This window comes from Arthrobacter sp. FX8 (assembly GCF_026723805.1).
GTDB lineage: Bacteria > Actinomycetota > Actinomycetes > Actinomycetales > Micrococcaceae > Arthrobacter.
The window spans coordinates 2,801,680-2,818,590 of record NZ_CP113505.1 but is presented as its reverse complement, the minus strand read 5'-3'; the positions used below and the strand labels follow the sequence as shown (position 1 = coordinate 2,818,590).

General features: G+C 67.7%; 15 protein-coding genes and 2 pseudogenes. 8 read left to right on the top strand and 9 right to left on the bottom strand.

What is annotated here, in order from left to right:
- Positions 1 to 16: 16 nt before the first annotated feature.
- From OUO20_RS13115 to OUO20_RS13095, 5 genes are all read right to left on the bottom strand, one after another.
- On the bottom strand, positions 17 to 322 hold the full coding sequence (locus tag OUO20_RS13115) for a hypothetical protein (protein ID WP_018768858.1): 306 nt from the start codon (positions 320 to 322) through the stop codon (positions 17 to 19).
- A gap of 13 nt (positions 323 to 335) precedes the next feature.
- Positions 336 to 1,472, bottom strand: a complete 1,137-nt coding sequence (locus tag OUO20_RS13110; RefSeq protein ID WP_056392698.1) for a S1C family serine protease — start codon at positions 1,470 to 1,472, stop codon at positions 336 to 338.
- A gap of 100 nt (positions 1,473 to 1,572) precedes the next feature.
- Positions 1,573 to 2,178, bottom strand: a complete 606-nt coding sequence (locus OUO20_RS13105; protein ID WP_134164094.1) for a TetR/AcrR family transcriptional regulator — start codon at positions 2,176 to 2,178, stop codon at positions 1,573 to 1,575.
- A 115-nt stretch (positions 2,179 to 2,293) separates the two neighbouring features.
- Positions 2,294 to 3,646, bottom strand: a complete 1,353-nt coding sequence (gene paaK / locus OUO20_RS13100) for a phenylacetate--CoA ligase PaaK (protein WP_268001909.1) — start codon at positions 3,644 to 3,646, stop codon at positions 2,294 to 2,296.
- Between the two features lie 6 nt (positions 3,647 to 3,652).
- Entirely contained in the window at positions 3,653 to 4,123 is a 471-nt protein-coding gene (locus OUO20_RS13095) for a hotdog fold thioesterase (protein ID WP_018768854.1), read from the bottom strand.
- A 189-nt stretch (positions 4,124 to 4,312) separates the two neighbouring features.
- On the opposite strand from OUO20_RS13095, the gene pta reads away from it, so the two are divergent.
- Positions 4,313 to 6,439 carry a phosphate acetyltransferase gene (pta, locus tag OUO20_RS13090; RefSeq protein WP_268001908.1) on the top strand — a complete coding sequence of 709 codons (2,127 nt, stop codon included), beginning with the start codon at positions 4,313 to 4,315 and terminating at the stop codon, positions 6,437 to 6,439.
- Between the two features lie 76 nt (positions 6,440 to 6,515).
- On the opposite strand, the gene OUO20_RS13085 is transcribed toward pta, so the two are convergent.
- Both OUO20_RS13085 and OUO20_RS13080 read right to left on the bottom strand, forming a co-directional pair.
- Positions 6,516 to 7,256, bottom strand: coding sequence for an MFS transporter (locus OUO20_RS13085; RefSeq protein ID WP_268003434.1), 741 nt, complete (start codon positions 7,254 to 7,256; stop codon positions 6,516 to 6,518).
- Between the two features lie 23 nt (positions 7,257 to 7,279).
- Positions 7,280 to 7,693: pseudogene (locus tag OUO20_RS13080) on the bottom strand (MFS transporter); the annotation flags it as partial.
- Between the two features lie 422 nt (positions 7,694 to 8,115).
- Here OUO20_RS13080 and OUO20_RS13075 point away from each other — a divergent pair.
- The 4 genes from OUO20_RS13075 to OUO20_RS13060 all read left to right on the top strand — a co-directional run bounded on the left by OUO20_RS13075 (position 8,116) and on the right by OUO20_RS13060 (position 13,084).
- Complete coding sequence (locus tag OUO20_RS13075; RefSeq protein WP_268001907.1) at positions 8,116 to 8,922, top strand: GntR family transcriptional regulator; 807 nt, start codon at positions 8,116 to 8,118, stop codon at positions 8,920 to 8,922.
- Between the two features lie 90 nt (positions 8,923 to 9,012).
- Positions 9,013 to 10,362, top strand: a complete 1,350-nt coding sequence (locus tag OUO20_RS13070) for an L-fuconate dehydratase (protein ID WP_268001906.1) — start codon at positions 9,013 to 9,015, stop codon at positions 10,360 to 10,362.
- The gene (locus OUO20_RS13065) at positions 10,359 to 11,888 is read left to right on the top strand and encodes an aldehyde dehydrogenase (NADP(+)) (protein WP_268001905.1); all 1,530 of its coding nucleotides are present in this window, start codon (positions 10,359 to 10,361) and stop codon (positions 11,886 to 11,888) included. The genes OUO20_RS13070 and OUO20_RS13065 overlap by 4 nt, the downstream gene beginning before the upstream one ends.
- Entirely contained in the window at positions 11,885 to 13,084 is a 1,200-nt protein-coding gene (locus OUO20_RS13060) for a fumarylacetoacetate hydrolase family protein (RefSeq protein ID WP_056392711.1), read from the top strand. Before OUO20_RS13065 ends, OUO20_RS13060 begins: the two co-directional genes overlap by 4 nt.
- A gap of 86 nt (positions 13,085 to 13,170) precedes the next feature.
- On the opposite strand, the gene OUO20_RS13055 is transcribed toward OUO20_RS13060, so the two are convergent.
- Positions 13,171 to 13,461, bottom strand: coding sequence for a hypothetical protein (locus tag OUO20_RS13055; protein ID WP_018768847.1), 291 nt, complete (start codon positions 13,459 to 13,461; stop codon positions 13,171 to 13,173).
- A gap of 111 nt (positions 13,462 to 13,572) precedes the next feature.
- Here OUO20_RS13055 and OUO20_RS13050 point away from each other — a divergent pair, with 111 nt between their 5' ends.
- From OUO20_RS13050 to OUO20_RS13040, 3 genes and pseudogenes are all read left to right on the top strand, one after another.
- Entirely contained in the window at positions 13,573 to 13,929 is a 357-nt protein-coding gene (locus OUO20_RS13050; protein WP_223992593.1) for a VOC family protein, read from the top strand.
- Positions 13,930 to 13,984: 55 nt separating this feature from the next.
- A complete protein-coding gene (locus OUO20_RS13045) occupies positions 13,985 to 15,145 on the top strand; it encodes an acetate kinase (RefSeq protein ID WP_268001904.1) in 1,161 nt (386 codons plus the stop codon).
- 5 nt (positions 15,146 to 15,150) lie between these two features.
- Positions 15,151 to 15,716: pseudogene (locus tag OUO20_RS13040) on the top strand (GNAT family N-acetyltransferase).
- On the opposite strand, the gene OUO20_RS13035 reads toward OUO20_RS13040, so the two are convergent.
- Complete coding sequence (locus tag OUO20_RS13035) at positions 15,713 to 16,909, bottom strand: NAD(P)/FAD-dependent oxidoreductase (RefSeq protein WP_268001903.1); 1,197 nt, start codon at positions 16,907 to 16,909, stop codon at positions 15,713 to 15,715. The pseudogene OUO20_RS13040 and the gene OUO20_RS13035 overlap by 4 nt on opposite strands.
- Between the last annotated feature and the right edge of the window lie 2 nt (positions 16,910 to 16,911).

Sequence of the window (16,911 nt, the reverse complement as noted above, 5' to 3'; positions counted from 1 at the left end):
TCTTGGTTCGCCGGCGTCAGCTTTCGGCGCCGCCGTGCAGGCTGTCGTCGCTGCTGTCATCCTCGCGGCCGGTGCCGTGGCCGTCCTCGCTGCGGTCGGAGAGGTCCATGTTGCCGCGGGCCTCGTCCATGGTGGGGCCGCCGGAGGGAATGCTGTAGGTGTCCGGGCGGACGCCGTGCGACTGTTCCTCGATCAGGGCCTGCTCCTCGCTGAAGCGGATCACGTTGGCCTCGTCGCCGGCGTCGCCGGGAACGTCCTCGCGCATTTTTGAGGGGTCCGGGATGATGAATCCTGCGTCGGGCTCTTCCTTGGGGTGGCTCATATTCTTTTCCTTCCTATCGGGTGGTTGTGCTGGCAGGCCGGTCGCTCAGGTCCACCTTGATATCCAAACTTTGATCGCCGCGCTTGACCTTGAAGCCTACGGTGTCCCCTGGGTTGCGCTTGCGCAGTTCCGCCAGGAGCTTCTCCGGGGTGGTCAGCTCCACGCCCTCCATGGACTGCAGGACGTCGCCCGGCCGGATCCCCGCGCGCCCGGCAGGACCGTCACCGTCGGCAGCGAGCACCACGACGCCGGCCCCTTCCTGGATTCCCAGCTGGTCCGCAATCTGCGCCGTCAGCTCGCCTGGCGTCAGCCCCAGGTAGGCGTGTTTTGCGGTGCCGTTGGCCAGCAGTTCTTCGGCGACGTCCACGGCGGTGGCGGCGGGAATCGCGAAGCCCAGTGACACCGCGCCGGCTGACGGCGGGATGTAGGCCTCGCTGATCCCGATCACCTCGCCGCGCATGTTGATCACGGCGCCGCCGGAGTTGCCGGGGCTGATGGGCGCGTCCGTCTGGATGAGGTCCACCAGGGAGAGGCTGTTGGACGCGGATCCGGGGATGGAGCGGTGGAGTCCGGAGATGATGCCGGCGGTGGCCGTGTTTTCAAAGCCGAGGGGTGAGCCCAGGACCAGGGCGCCTTCGCCCACCTTGGGCAGGTTGCTTTGATAGGCGGGCTTCGGCAGGCCGGTGCGTTTGGCCTGCACCAGCGCAAGGTCCGTCACCGCGTCGCTGGCCTTCACCGTTCCTTCCACCCGCTGACCGTCCGCGAACCCCACCTCAACGTTGGTGGCGCCGCGGATCACGTGCTCGTTGGTCAGGATCAGGCCGTCGGCCGAGTACACCACCCCGCTGCCCAGGCCGCCCTCCGTGAAGATGGTGACAACCGACGGCGACAGGTTTTCCACGAGTTGCGGCAGGTTTCCGGCCGCTGTCCCGGAGTTGCCGCCTTCCGTCCCGGCCGAACCGGAGGTGGAGGGAGCGGGCGTGGAGTTGGCGGAGGCCGACGGCGACGCCTGGTTTGGGGAGGTGCCGCTGGGGGCCGGGGGGCTTGGCGTACCGGTGCAGCCGCTGAGTGCCAAGGCGGCCGCCAGGGCGCCGCCGGCAAGCACTGTCCGGGGGCGCCGTGAACGCCGTGGATCTGTGGCCTGGCCCATCGGTACCTCCTGCGGATGCTGGTTTTCTACCACCGTAGCCGGGGAGCAGGAAAATACCAAGCACGCTTATTATTGATGCCTGGGCCGGCCCGGCTGCCGCCTATGCGTCAGCATGCAGGCCGTCGAACGCCATGGTGATGACGTCGTCAGCCAGCCGCTGCGGGGACAGGGAGCCGCCCGGCTTGTACCACTCGACAATGGAGTTGATCATGCCGAACAGGAGCCGTGAGACGGTCCGCGGGTCGATGTCCTGGCGGAGCGAGCCTTCGTCGCGCGCGGCGGAGATCAGGGCCGCCACCTTGTGGTCGAAGGTGCGCCGGCGTTCCAGCGCATCCCGTTCGATGTCCGTATTCCCGCGGAGGCGCAGGAGCAGCGTGACGAAGGGCAGGCGGTCCACCAGCACCGCCACGGTCTGCCGCAGCACAAACTCCAGCCGCGCGTCGGCTGCCCCGGAGGTAGCCTGGGGCTGCTCCAGGATGGCCTCGAGGCCGCCCAGGGCGTGGTCCAGGGCAAGCTTGAGGAGGTCGCCCTTGGACGGTACGTGGTGGTAGATCGCAGACTTGGAGATACCCAGGTTCTCGGCCAGGATGCCCATGGAGGTGGCATCGTACCCGTGGCGGTTGAACACGTCGACGGCAATCAGCAGCACCGACTGCTGGTCATACCCGGGCCGGCCGCGCTTTGCAGGAGCATCTGTGGAAGACATAGCCGCCATTTTCTCATGAACGTTCGGTAATCGGCCGGAGCCCGGCCACCGGGTCCAGCAGCGCTGGAGCCGGTGGCCGTCTAAGCGGCCCCGGCCGACCGTGGAGAACTGACTCCTAGCCCTTGGGGCGCAGGTCGTAGATCCGGCGCAGCTTGCCGTTGGACCGCTCCAGCGAGCCCGGCTCCACCACGTCCACCGTGCACGAAGAACCCACGTGGATCTTGATCTGCTCCTTCAAGGTGCGTGCCGCCGTCGTGCCCTGTTCAATGCTCACCGCGTCGCGGCGCTCGATGCGCACGGTCAGCTGGTCCATCCGCTGGCCCTCGGGGCGGGTGAGTTCGAGCTGGAAGTGCGGGCTGAGCTCAGGGATCCGCAGGGCGATTTCCTCGATCTGGGACGGGAAGAGGTTCACGCCGCGCAGGATGATCATGTCGTCGCTGCGGCCGGTGATGCGGCCCATCCGGCGGTGCGCTGGGCGGGCCGTGCCGGGCAGCAGGCGGGTGAGGTCCTTGGTCCGGTAGCGGATGATGGGCAGCGCTTCCTTGGTGAGGGACGTGAACACCAGCTCGCCGTGTTCGCCGTCGCGCAGGACGTTCTCCTTGCCCGCCACCGGGTTGAAGGGGTCGATGATTTCGGGGCGGAAGTGGTCCTCCCAGATGTGGCTGCCGTCCTGGGTCTCCACCGCCTCGCCGGCGACGCCCGGGCCCATGACCTCGGACAGCCCGTAGATGTCGCATGCCTTGATGTTCATGGTGACCTCAAGTTCATGCCGCATCTCCTCGGTCCACGGCTCGGCGCCCAGCACCGCATACTTCAGCGATGTGGAGGCGGGATCGATGCCCATGTGGGCCATGGCGTCGGCGATGGTGAGCAGGTATGTGGGCGTGGCCAGGATGGCGTCCGGCTTGAAGTCCTGGATCAGCTGGATCTGGCGTTCGGTCTGGCCGCCGGAGATGGGGATGACGGTGCAGCCCAGGGCTTCGGCCCCGGCGTGGGCGCCCAGGCCGCCGGTGAACAGGCCGTAGCCGTAGGCGTTGTGGACCTTCATGCCCGGGCGGATGCCGGAGGCGCGGAAGCTGCGGGCCACGAGCTTCGCCCAGTCTGCCAGGTCCTGCTTGGTGTAGCCCACCACGGTGGGGCGGCCCGTGGTGCCCGAGCTCGCGTGGACGCGGGCCACTTCGTGCTGCGGTACCGCGAACATGCCGAACGGGTATTCCTCGCGCAGGTCGTCCTTGGTGGTGAACGGGAAGTTGCCCAGGTCGCTCAGTTCACGCAGGTCGTTGGGGTGGATGCCGGCGTCGTCGAACTTGCGCTTGTACAGCGGCACGCGCTCGTAGGCGTAGGCCACCGTGTGCTGCAGGCGGCTGAGCTGGAGGGCCTCGAGCTCATCGCGGGAGATGGTTTCCTCGCGGTCCAGGCCGGGGTCGATGCCGGCAGCGGCGGGGGTTTCGGGGGCATGCAGGGTCATGGTTTCCTACTTCTTGGGAATGGTGCGGCTGCGTCCGCGGAACTCGGCGATGAGCTCGCCCGGGGAACTGGGTTGGGTTTCGGAAGCCGGCGCGGCGGCGTCGGCCGCGAAGATCTGGATGTCGTACAGGCCGCTTCGCCCGGCACTGGAGCGGCGGTCTGCGACGGCGGTCAACACCTGGCCGCGGAAGGCGGGCTTGAGGAAGTTGATGTCGACGCCGGAGGCCACGGTGATGGTGCCTTCCTCGCCGGGTGCAGGGTGGATGGGGTTGCACGCGAGGGCGAAGGCGGTGTCCCCGAACGCGAAGATCATTCCGCCGTGGGCCATCCCGAAACCGTTGAGCATTTCCTGCCGGAGGGTCATCCGGATGGTTGCATGGCCGTCGCTGAGGGCGAGGACCTGGATTCCCATCCATTCGGAGGCGTAGTCGTTTTCCAGGATGGGGTGGGTGGCCCCGGAAAGTGTTGCTTCAGCCATGCGTCATTGCCTCCAGCTTTATTTACCGAATGTTCATTAGGTAATCCCATGAGGGGGTCCGGTGTCAAGGGCAGCGTGCGTTGGCCTGGAAGGCATCCGGGGTGGAATGCCCGACGGCGGCGCGCGCCACGGGGCTTGAAGTGCAAGGATGGGAGGACCTGCACCAGCAAGAACAGCAAAGGGCGGACCATGGCCAAAGGCATCTACGTCAGCGCAACCACCCCCGGCTCGGGCAAGTCCCTGGTAGCCCTGGGCCTGGCGGACACCCTGCACCGGCACGCGGACCGGATCGGCTTCTTCAAGCCCGTGGTCCACGGCCCCTCGGCAGCCGAGGACCCCATGGTGGCGCTGATGAAGTCCCGGTTCGCCCTGGACGAGGACCGGTGCCGCGGCGGCCTGACCTACGGGGAGGTCCGCACGCTGCTCGCGGAGGGAAACCGGGCCGAGATCGATGCCAGGTGCGTGGAGATCTTCGCCGACATCGCCCGCCTCTGCGACGTGGTGATCGTCGAAGGCACAGACCTGGTGGGCCAGGACTCCGCCGTCGAGTTCGACCTCAATGCCCGGCTTGCCAACAACCTGGCCACGCCCGTGGTGGCCGTTGTGGGCGCCAAGGGGCGGACCGTTCCGGAGACCGCTGCCGCCGTCGAAGTGGCGCGCAAGGAACTTGCCGCGGAAAAGTGCTCGCTCCTGGCCATCATGGTCAACCGGGCAAACGCCGATGACCTGGATGCCATTGCGGCGGCCCTGAAGCCCGGTGCCTCCGGCCGGCCCGTGTACATCCTGCCGGAACTGGAGGAGATCGCCCGGCCCACCACCGGGGAGGTGGCCATGGCGCTGGGCGTGCGGCAGATCGCCGGCACGCCGGACATGGAACGCGACGTCAGGGACATCAAGGTGGCCGCCATGAATGTGGGCAACTTCCTGAACGTGCTGGATGAAGGCGCCCTGGTGATCGTGCCGGGGGACCGGGCGGACGTGATGGTGGCCTGCCTGGCATCCTCCTTCTCACCCGAGTTCCCGGTGGCGTCGGCGCTCATCCTCACCGGCGGCCTGGCCCCGGATGCCAACATCTACCCGCTCCTGGCGCAGGCACCGTTCCCGGTGTTCGCCACCGGAGATGACACCTACCAGGCCGCCCGCCGGGTCTCCGAGGTCCGCAGCGAGATCTGGTCCGGGCACCGGCGCAAGGTGGCCTCCGCCCTGGGGCTCTGGTCCCGGCGGGTGGATGAAGCCGAGCTGGTGGAGCGCCTGCACCTGCCCAGGCCCGAGCGGATGACCCCGCTGCGGTTCCTGCACGACCTCATCGAGCGGGCCCGGTCGCAGCGCCGCCACGTTGTCCTGCCGGAGGGAACCGATGTCAGGATCCTGCGCGCAGCCGAAATCCTGCACCGCCGCGATGTCTGCGACCTGACGCTGCTGGGCCCCGAATCCGCCGTCCGGGAACTGGCCGCCGCGAACGGCATCGACCTCACCGGGATCAACGTCATTGACCCTGCCACCTCCGAGCTTCGGCTCACGTTCGCAGAGAAGTACGCCGAACTGCGGGCGCACAAGGGCATGGACCTGCCCAAGGCGCTGGAGATCATGCAGGACGTGAGCTACTTCGGCACCATGATGGTCCAGCTGGGCGTGGTGGACGGGATGGTCTCCGGCGCGGCGCACACCACGGCGCACACCATCCGGCCGGCCCTGGAGTTCGTGAAGACCCGGCCGGGCGTGAAGATCGTGTCCTCGGTGTTCCTGATGCTCATGCCGGACCGCGTGCTGGTCTACGGCGACTGCGCGGTGAACCCGGACCCCAACGTGGAGCAGCTGGCGGACATTGCCCTGGCCTCGGCCGAGACCGCCGCCCAGTTCGGCGTGGAGCCGCGGGTTGCCATGCTCTCCTACTCCACCGGAGGCTCAGGATCGGGCGAGGCGGTGGACGAGGTGCGGCAGGCCACCGAGCTGGTCCGCCGGCGCCGCCCGGACCTCGCCGTGGAGGGCCCCATCCAGTACGACGCCGCCGTGGATGCCTCCATTGCCGCGTCCAAGATGCCCGGCTCCTCGGTAGCGGGGCAGGCCACGGTGTTCATCTTCCCGGACCTGAACACCGGCAACAACACGTACAAGGCGGTGCAGCAGAGCTCGGGTGCCGTTGCCGTGGGCCCCGTCCTGCAGGGGCTGCGGAAGCCGGTCAACGACCTCTCCCGCGGCTGCACGGTGGAAGACATCGTGAACACCGTGGCCATCACAGCCATCCAGGCGCAAAGTACTGCGAAAGCCCAGGTGCAGGAACAGGCGCAGGTCTCCGCAGAGGCACCGGCCTCCTAGGGCACCACGCAGAAAAAGTACGACGCCGGCACTTTGGTAAGTGCCGGCGTCGTACTTGCCTGGCGGCTGGGAAGGCCTAGGCGGCTGCCTTGACCTTCAGCGGCTCGATCTTGCCAATGACGAACAGGTAGTTGGCTGCGCCAATGAGGGAGATCGCGCCGATGACGGCCAGCGGCGCCACGAAGGATCCGGTCTGGTCCACCAGCACGCCGATCAGGATCGGCGTGAAGATGCCGGCCAGGTTGGATGCGAAGTTCTGCAGTCCGCCGATGGAGCCGACGTGCCGTGAACTTGGGGCAACGTCCGCCGGCAGGGACCAGATGCCGGTTGCCGCCACGGTGAGGCTGGAGTAGGCGACGGACAGGAGGGCAAGGGCCATCCAGGCTTCCGGGACCAGTGCGGCAAACATGATGACGGAGCCGCCTGCCAGGCCGCCGGCGATGGCCGTTTTGCGGACCTTGCTGACCGGGGACCCGGCGCGCACGGCACGGTCGGCCAGGTAGCCACCCAGCCAGCCGAACAGGACGGCGCAGATGCCGGGGATGGCGCCGAAGAAGCCGAGCTTGAGGAGGTCGAAGCCGCGTTCCTTGACCAGGTAGCTGGGGAAGAACGTGATGAAGAAATAGATGGCGCTGTTCAGGCAGAAGAAGCCGAACATCATGCTCAGGATGGTGCGGTACTTGAAGAGCGAACGCCAGGGAGTTTGGCTGCGCTTTCGTCGTCGCTTGCCGCGCCGCGGGCGCCGCCGTCCTGGATGTAGCTGACTTCGGCGGCGTTGGCGCCGGCGTGCTCCTCCGGGCCGCGGTAGTACTTCCACCACACGGCGGCCCAGATGATTCCAAGGACACCGATGATGATGAACACCGCGTGCCAGGAGGTGAAGGCGACGATCAGGGTGACGATCGGCAGGGCGATGACGGCCCCGACGCGCGAGCCGGAGTCCCAGATGCTGGTGGCGAAGGCGCGTTCGCGGACCGGGAACCAGGTGGCCACCACCTTGGCGGCTGTGCTGGGCGCCGGGCTTTCACCCACGCCGAGGAGGAAGCGCGCCGCGAAGAGGGACCAGAAACTGGATGCGGCGGCGGTGACCATGGTGAAGACGGACCACCACACGGCGGCCAGTGAGAACGAGCGGCGCGGGCCTACCTTGTCCACGTACCAGCCCGCTGCGAGCTGGAAGAAGTCGTAGGCCCAAAAGAAGGCGGCAAAGATCAGGCCCTGTTGGGTGGCGCTGAGTTCAAAGTCCTTGCCCATGAAGGGCAGTGCGACGCTGAGGCTGGAACGGTCCAGGTAGTTGATGCTGAGGCCTATGAAGGCAAGCCAGATGATCACCCAGCGTTTGCGGGTCATCAGGCGGGGCTGCCGGGCTGGAGTGCCAAGGGTTGTTTTACTTCCGAGCGTAGTCATGCGGTCTCCTTCGACATATACATGGCTTCGGGTGCGGTGCGCACGGGCGGGAGGGGAGACGCGGAAGATATCAGCGCCAAAATCATATAGGAATCGGGTTAATCATATAGATTTTGTGATCCAGATCAAGTGTTGCTTTTGGAAAGCCTGCGGAGAAGCTGCCGGCGGCGGGTGGCTTATGATTCCCCCAGCAGCTTCACTCCAACCGGCGCCCGTGCAACCGGGTGCCCCGGTTCAACCCGGTCCACTCCAGTTCAAGAGGTAATTGCGTGCCCCCACGTCAACCATCCGAAGTTCCGCGCGGCAAAGCAGCCGTTCCCGACGTCTACACGGCCATGCGCGCCTCCATCCTGGACGGCGGGATTGCTCCGGGCACCCGCATCAACATTGATGCCGTGGCCCGCAGCCTTGGCGTCTCGCAGACCCCGGTCCGTGAGGTGCTCCAGCGGCTCGAGGGCGACAACCTGGTGGTGTACAACCCCGGCCGCGGCTACAGCACCACCCCGCTCCTGGACCTGCCGGAACTGCGCTCGCTGTTCGAGTTCAGGCTCCTGGTGGAGCCCTGGGCGGCGCGTGCGGCGGCGGTGGACCGCCTTGCCAATCCGGCCGCCGCGCTGGAAAAGGAGCTGGCGGGCTTCCGGGGCACCATGAAGCGCAGCAAGGACCTGAGGCAGGATCTGGTGGCGCACGACACCCGCTTTCATGACACCATCCTGGCCGCCTCCGGAAATCCTGTGGTCCGGCACGCCTTTGCCCAGACGCACTGCCACCTGCACACCTTCCGGCTCTACCCGGCAGATGTGGACGGCGCCATCACGGTGGCTGAGCATACGGCCGTGCGTGAGGCGATCGAAGCCTGCGATCCGGAGCGGGCCGAGGCGGCCATGACCACCCATATCCGCAACTCCTTCGACAGGTTTGCCCAGGCCTTCGAAGGTGAACTTGCCCCCTGGAGGACAGCGGCCCGCCGCGCAGGCGGATCATCACCGGCTAGCCCAGTGCGGCGCAGCCCCGGCCCTGCAGGGCCGGGGCTTTTGTGTGCCCGGGCAAGCGAATGCCTGCCGGGCAGGTCTTGACCTGGATCATATGTCCTATATGATTTTAGAAATTCGTATAGGAATCGAATCTTTCCCCTCCCAGCAGTCGTAAACCGAAAGTTGAGTTCCATGCCTTCCATCACGTCCATCAAGACCCAGGACGTACGTTTCCCCACATCCCTCGAACTTGACGGTTCCGATGCGGTCAACGTCGACCCTGACTACTCCGCCGCCTACGTTGTCATCCGCACCGACGCGGGCGATGAGGGCCACGGCTTCATCTTCAGTTGCGGCCGCGGCAATGAAATCCTCACGTCCGCGATTGACGCCTACGCACGCCTGCTGGTGGGCCGCGACATCGACGAGCTGATTTATGACCTGGGCGGCGCGTCCAGGCTCCTGGTCCACGACTCCCAGCTCCGCTGGCTGGGACCCGAGAAGGGCGTGACCCAGATGGCCTGCGGCGCCCTGGTCAGCGCTTTGTGGGACATCCGTGCCCGCCGCGAAAACAAGCCGTTGTGGCTCCTCCTTGCCGAAATGACACCGGAGGAACTGGTCAGCGTGGTGGACTTCACCCACATCCGCGACGCCCTCAGCCCCGAGGAAGCCCTGGAGATCCTCCGCGCCGGCCAGGAAGGCAAAGCCCAGCGCATCGAGTCGCTCCGGAACAACGGCTTCCCCGCCTACACCACCTCCCCGGGCTGGCTGGGCTACAGCGACGAGAAACTGGTCCGGCTGAGCAAGGAGGCGGCCGCGGAAGGCTTCTCCATGATCAAGCTCAAGGTGGGCGGCGACATCAACGACGACCGCAGGCGCATGGCCCTGGCCCGTGAGGCGGTGGGCGCCCTGCCCATCGCCATTGACGCCAACCAGCGCTGGGAAGTCTCCGAGGCCATCGAGTGGGTCAACCAGCTGGCCGAATTCACCCCCTACTGGATCGAAGAGCCCACCAGCACGGATGACATCCTGGGCCACGCCGACATCCGCAAGGGTGTCACCCCCGTACGGGTGGCCACCGGAGAGGCCGTGGCGAGCCGGATCGTCTTCAAGCAGCTCCTCCAGGCCGGCGCCATCGACGTCCTGCAGCTGGACTCCACCCGTGTGGCCGGCGTCAACGAGAACATCGCCATCCTGCTGCTGGCAGCCAAGTTCGGGGTCCCCGTCTGCCCGCACGCCGGGGGAGTGGGCCTGTGCGAGCTGGTCCAGCACTTCTCCTTCTTCGACTACGCCGTGGTGGGCCGCAGCCAGGAAAACCGCATGATCGAATTCGTGGACCACCTGCACGAGCACTTTGCCGAACCCGTCCGGATCATCGACGGCCGCTATGCCGCCCCGGCACTGCCCGGCACGGGCGCCGAGATGCTCAACGCCTCCCGCGCCCGCTGGGAATTCCCCAACGGCGCAGGCTGGCAGGAAGTGGGCAACCGGGCCGCCGTCACCGGCGGATCCCTGACCGCGGCGGCAGGAGCCGGCCGATGACCGCGGCCCCCCACGCAACGGCCGTCCTCGCCGGACCCACCACCGCAGGGGAGCTCGACGCCGCCGTCGGCGCCGCCCACCGTGCCTTCGAACAGGCCCGTTTGGCGGACCCGCACCGGCGCGCCGGGTGGCTTGAAGCCATTGCCGCCGGCCTGGAGCAGGACGCTGCGGGACTTGTGCAGACCGCCGTGGCCGAAACACACCTCGGGACGGCCAGGCTGGAAGGGGAACTGAAGCGCACCGTGTTCCAGCTGCGGCTCTTCGCGGCGGAAATCCGCCTCGGGGAGCACTTCGACGCCACCATCGACCACGCCGACCCCAACTGGCCCATGGGCCCGCGCCCGGACCTTCGGCGCTACAACGTCCCGCTCGGCGTCGTGGGCGTCTTCGGCGCCTCCAACTTCCCCTTTGCGTTCAGCGTGATGGGCGGGGACAGCGCGTCGGCCCTGGCGGCCGGCTGCGCCGTCGTCCACAAAGCCCACGACGCCCACGCCGGGCTTGCGGCCCGGACCGCGCGGAACGTGATCGATGCGCTGGAAGGTGCAGGTGCGCCGTCGGGCCTGTTCTCCATGGTGACCGGGCGGCAGGCAGGCGAGGCGCTGGTGGACCACCCCCAAGTGAAAGCCATCGGTTTCACCGGCTCCACCGCGGGCGGCCGCGCCCTGCTCGACCGCATCGCTGCCCGCCCGGAGCCCATTCCGTTCTTCGGTGAACTGGGCGGCATCAACGCCGTCTTCGTCACGGGCAGGGCCTGGGCCGCGCGGCGGGCGGACATCCTCGCCGGCTATGCTGCCTCGTTCACCCTGGGCATGGGCCAGTTCTGCACCAAGCCCGGGCTGCTGTTCGTCCCCGCGGGGCAGGCCGATGACGTTCGCCGCGAACTGGCGCAGGCCCTGGCAGGTTTCACGCCCGCCCGGCTGCTCAGCCCCCGCCTGCACGACGGGTACAGCGATGCCGTCAGCCGGCTCCGGGACACCGACGGCGTGGACATCCTGGTGGAAGGCGACTTTGCCGAGGAGCCGGCCCCCACCGTCCTGCTCACCACTGCCGACGAGGTCCGGAAGAATCCGGAACTGCTCCGCCAGGAGATGTTCGGGCCGGCCAGCCTGGTGGTCGCGTACGACGACGAATCCGGGTTGCCGGCCCTGGCCGGGCTGCTGGAAGGGCAGCTGACCACCACGCTCCAGGCGGAAGCGGACGACGACGTCGCCGCGCTCGCTGCCCGGCTGGCGGACATCAGCGGCCGGGTCCTGTGGAACGGCTGGCCCACCGGAGTTACCGTCAGCTACGCCCAGCACCACGGCGGGCCATACCCCGCCACCACCTCGGCCACCACGTCGGTGGGCACGGCGGCGGTCCGCCGGTTCCTGCGGCCGGTGGCATACCAGGACTTTCCCGCGGACCGGCTGCCCGAACCCCTGCAGGACAGCAATCCCTGGCAGGTTCCGCAAAGGGTGGATGGCGTCTGGCAGCGCCCATCCGGCGCCGCAGCCGGGGTTGTGGCCACCCAGGAGGACAAGCAATGAACGCCACAGGCCCGGAAGACGTCCACGCCATACTCCCCGAGGACGCGGACCAGGCCCTGCTGATCGGGCGGGTCTGGGATGTGGAGAGCGGGGGACCACGCGTTGTGGCCGTCAGCGGGGGCAGCGTCTTTGACCTGCACCGCCTGGCCGGAACGGTCGCGGATCTCCTGGAGCTGCCCGATCCCGCTGCCGCCGTCCGCTCAGCCCTGGCAGATCCCGGCCTGGCGGAACCGCGTTGGGACACGGCCGGCGTCGTCAAGGCGTCCCTGGAGGGTGACAGCACCCGGACCCGGTTGCTGGCCCCCGTGGACCTCCAGGTCATCAAGGCCTGCGGCGTCACGTTCGTGGACAGCATGATTGAGCGCGTCATCGAGGAGCGCTGCGCCGGCGACGCCGGACGCGCGGCCGGGGTCCGGGAACTGGTGGGCCGCGCCCTGGGTGGAAGCATTTCCGCCCTGCGGCCGGGATCGCCGGAAGCCGCCGAAGCCAAACGCGTCCTGATCTCCGAAGGCCTGTGGTCGCAGTACCTGGAAGTGGGGATCGGTCCGGACCCGGAAGTCTTCACCAAGGCCCCGGTCCTCTCCTCGGTAGGCCTGGGCGCGGGCATCGGCATCCCGGCCTTCTCGTCCTGGAACAACCCGGAGCCGGAGCTGGTCCTGATCGCCACCTCCGGCGGCACAGTGGTGGGTGCGACGCTCGGCAACGACGTGAACCTGCGTGATGTTGAGGGCAGGAGCGCGCTGCTGCTGGGCAAGGCCAAGGACAACAACGCCTCCAGCGCGCTGGGACCGCTGATCCGGCTGTTCGACGGCCAATTCACCCTGGATACGCTGCGCGGCGAGGAGATCCTGCTGCGCGTCGAAGGCCCGGACGGCTACCTGCTGGAGGGCCGGAACAGCGTGTCCCGGATCAGCCGGCCCTTCGAGGAGCTCGTGGCGGCGACGCACGGGAAGCACCATCAGTACCCGGACGGATTCGCACTGTTCACGGGGACCCTGTTTGCGCCCACACAGGACCGCGACGTGCCCGGACAGGGCTTCACCCACAAACACGGTGACCGGGTGACCATCCGCAGCCGGCACCTGGGTGCCCTGATCAACCGGGTGGGGCCCTGTGAGGAACTGCCGGAGTGGTCATTCGGCCTGCGCCGGCTGTTCGCATACCTGGCCGCGCAGCAGCAGGAGGCGCGGGCCTAGCTGTGGTGCAACAACGTACGACGCCGGCACTTTGGTGAGTGCCGACGTCGTACGTTGTTCATGGGGTGCTTTGGTGCCTGCGGTGCTTAGCTGTTGTCCGGCTTGGCCAGGCTCTCCTGATCCTCTTCCTTGGCAGGCTCGTCGGAGAGGCCCTGCGGGGTGAGGTCCAGGTCCTCCCGGTTCTCGGGCGCCTCCGGCGCTTCCCCGGTTTCTGCGGCCTTGAGGTTGCCCGTGTCGTCCAGGGCCGGATTGGCGCCCTCCACTCCCGTGGGATCACCCTTGCCGCCGGATCCCGTTCCGGCGTTGAGCGGGGCGGTGCTGCTGGATCCCGTGTTGGTGGGGTCGTTCTCGTCGATCGAATTGGGCTCGTTCGTCATGGAATTGTCCTCTCGGCGTGGTCCAGCCTTGTCCGCCGACCATAGGCACAGCGGGGCCTGATCCGCAAGGAAGGGCCCGACCCGATGTTCCCCTCGGCTAACATCGCTGGCATGCCCGGTACAGCCATCACCACTGCCTTCATCCCTGTCCGCAACCCACACGCCGCGGCCGACTGGTACCGCCGGTTTCTTGGACTCAGCGTCGCGGAGGCGAACACCTTCTCAGCAGTCCTCACCGCTGCGGGAACCGCGTCCGTCACGCTGATGGGCCCGGACAGCGGCATCAAGGCCGCCCCCGGGCTGGCGTGGGCAACCTGCAATTTCATGGTGGACGACCTGACTGGAACGCATGCCGTGCTGGCGGAAAGCGGTGTTCCGGTCGGTGCCATCGAGGGGTCTCCGGAGGTATGCCTCTTCTTCACGGCGCAGGACCCGGACGGCAACACGCTGCTGCTCACCGACCGATAGCGGCTCAACCTATAGTGGGGGTTGAACTGCAGACGCCAGGCTGAGGAGGCCCCGCATGCTCGTGCTCGTCATCAACTCCGGTTCGTCCTCCCTGAAGTATCAGGTCCGTGACGTGGCAGCCGGAACGGTCCTCACCGAGGGGCTGATCGAGAAGATCGGCATGGGCAACGGCGGCGGCGGGGACGGCGAGATCGAGGGCCCGCGGGACCACGCGGAGGCGCTGGAGCAGGTGGACGCGGCCATCCACCGGGAACTGGGCGGCCTTGAGCTCGGTGCGGTGGGGCACCGGGTGGTCCACGGCGGCGAGCGGTTCGCCGAACCCGTCCTGGTGGACAACGAGATCACCCGCGCCATCGAACGCCTCAACCCGCTGGCGCCGCTGCACAACCCCGCCAACGTGCTGGGCATCCGCGCCATCACCAAAAAGTGGCCCAAAATGCCGCAGGTGGCCGTGTTCGACACCGCCTTCCACCGCACCCTGCCCGAGCACGCGTGGCGCTACGCCGTCCCGGACGAGCTGTACACCAACCACGGCATCCGCCGCTACGGTTTCCATGGGACCTCCCATGAGTACGTGGCGCGCCGGTCGGCCGCCCTGCTGGACCTTCCCGCTGAGGAGTTCGACGGCGTCATCGCGCACCTGGGCAACGGTGCCTCCGTGACCGCCATCCGCGGCGGGAAGTCGGTGGACACCTCCATGGGCTTCACCCCGCTGGAGGGCCTGGTCATGGGCACCCGCTCCGGCGACCTTGACCCTTCCATCCTGGTGTTCCTTGGCCGCGCCGGCTGGACGCCCGAGGACATCGACACCATGCTCAACCGGGAATCGGGGCTGAAGGGCCTGGCCGGCAACAACGACATGCGCTCGGTGGTGGAAGCCTCCGAGTCCGGGAACGAAAAAGCCACGATGGCGCTCGCGGTGGCATCCTACCGGCTGGCCAAATACATCGGCGGCTACCATGTGGCCGTCGGTGGGGCCAAGGCTCTGGTGTTCACCGCGGGGATCGGCGAGAACTCCTCCCAGTTCCGGGCGCAGGTGGCGGACCGGCTGGGCGCCCTGGGCATCGAGCTCGACGGCGGCCTGAACTCCCAGCGGTCCAAGGAACCGCGCGTCATTTCCGCGACCTCGTCCGCGATTCCCGTCCTGGTGGTCCCCACGGATGAGGAACGCGCCATCGCAGAGGCAACGGCCGCCGTCGTCTCCGCCGGCCGATAAGCCCCATGGCCGCCATTTCCCTGCCGATCCGCACCGAACGGCTGGTCCTCCGCCGTTTTGACGGCGGTGACCTTGAGGCTTTCCATGCCTACCACTCGTTGCCGGAGACCGCCCGGTTCCTGCCCGGCCCGGCCAAGAGCTACACCCAGTCGATGGAGCGGGTGGGCCGGTACGCCAACTTTGCCTTCGAGAAGGAGGGCGACTGGGTGGCCCTCGCCATCGAGGCAGCGAATGAGCCCGGGCTGCAGGGGAGGTGGTGCTCAAATGGCTGCCGGGACTCGGCCAGGGCGAAGTCGGGTGGACACTGGCGCCCGGAGCACGCGGCAAGGGTTACGGCACGGAGGCCGCCCGGGCCATGCTCCATCTGGGCTTCGGGGAACTGGGCATGCACCGGATTGAAGCCCGGCTGGATGAACTCAATGTGGCGTCGGCGTCAGTGTGCGGCCGGCTGGGCATGCGGCTGGAGGCGCGGCACATCGACAAGTGGCATTACAAGGGCCAGTGGGCCACCGAGCTCATCTATGCCATCCTGGCCGATGAATGGCGCATCGGTTCCGGCGGTGAGCTTTAGGCCCTGCCCTTGAGGATCAGGTTCCAGTAGATCTTCGGGAACAGGTCCCGGTCCACAACCCATGACAACTTGCTTTCGTTCCAGGTGGGCACCCGCGGAATGGTGGGCATGGGGCGGTAACGGTCATCGAACTCGGCGAACACCACCGTGTCCCGTGACACCGTGAACGGGCACACCGAGTAGCCGTTGTACTTCGCCGGCAGCCGCTTGCCTTTCCGGGCTGCCACCAGGTTCTTGGCCACCACTTTGGTCTGCTTGCGCAGCGCCCCGCCGGATTTGGAGTTGGTGGTGCCTGCGGCATCGCCCAGGGACCACACGTTGGGGTAGCGGAGGTGCCGAAGGGTCTGCCGGTCCACCTCCACGAAGCCGCCCGTGTCACCGGCGGCCGGCAGGTCCGTGGCCTTGAGCCAGTCCGGGGCCGACTGCGGCGGGACGGCGTTGAGGACGTCGTAGTGCAGGTTCTCCACGGTACCGGCGGCAAGATCCCGGATGGTGGCTGTCTGGCCTGCAGCATCCACGCCAACCAATTCGCTGTTGGTCCGCAGTTCGATGCCGTACTCCGCAATCTTGCGGTCGAGTTCGCGGTCCACCTCCGGAACCCCGAAAACGGTGGGGTAAGGCTGGACCATCACCACGCGGATCCGGTCCAGGAGGCCCTGTTCCCGCCAGGAGTCGCAGGCCAGGTACATGGGTTTCTGGGCAGCGCCGCCGCACTTGATGGGGCCCGCCGGCATGGTGAAAACGGCGGTGCCGGACGTCATGCTGCGGAGCAGCGTCCAGGCCTTGGACGCCAGTTCGAACTCGTAGTGGGAGGCGCCGGAGGGCGAGTGCACGGCCTCGGCCAGGCCCGGTACCGCGTCCCAGTCGTATTGCAGCCCGGGGCACACCACCAGCTGCCCGTAGGCCACGGTGGAACCGGACGCCAGGGTGACCGTGTTGGCGGCGGCGTCAATGCCCGCGGCGGCGTCATGGATCCACGTCACGCCCTGGGGCGTCACGGATTCCTGCGAGCGGATGGCTTCCTGTGCCTGGGCGCGGCCTCCTGCGATATGCGAAAACAGCGGCTGGTAGAGGTGATGGTCCTTGGGCTCGATCACAGCCACGTCTTTAACGCCGTACCGCTGCAGCCGGGCCGCCAGGGAGATGCCGGAGTTTCCGCCGCCGATGATGACTACCTCGTGCTGGGCAGCCACGG